At 29.2% G+C, this 400-nt stretch carries 1 protein-coding gene; it reads right to left on the bottom strand.

Annotated elements, in window-relative coordinates:
• Nucleotides 1–400: hypothetical protein (locus BTV99_RS13560; RefSeq protein WP_178377979.1), on the bottom strand; the 400-nt coding region annotated here is incomplete at both ends.

Here is a 400-nt window from a genome sequence, read left to right as displayed (position 1 = left end):
TAATATAGTAGTAATAATATTTGCTCAGCTCTCAAAGCAGTCGCATGATCATGCCATATGAACTCAAAATCTGTATTATCGATGTATAAGTATCTATCTATCCAACTGTTAATTAACTCTTTTAATTTATCTAAAATTTTATCGTCATTATTCTCATAATGAAATGCTAAAAGATACTTGTTGAAATCAAACCAATGTAGAGCCCATTGCCAAGACCTATTATTAAAAGGATCAGCTTCCCACTCTTCCCATTTAACTGGGGGAAAAGAGGTTAGTTTTAGTTTGTTTTCCTCAAACAACATTTTTCCCCTTTCAATATTTTCTTCAGTAGAAATATACTTTTCCACATCTTTTTCTAAGATGTCACTACTTAAATCATTATTTATAAATGATAAATATT

It is taken from the genome of Psychrobacter sp. Rd 27.2 (assembly GCF_001921755.1).
Lineage (GTDB): Bacteria > Pseudomonadota > Gammaproteobacteria > Pseudomonadales > Moraxellaceae > Psychrobacter > Psychrobacter celer.
The sequence above is the reverse complement of the archived record's forward strand: the minus strand, read 5'-3'. Positions and strand labels throughout refer to the sequence as shown.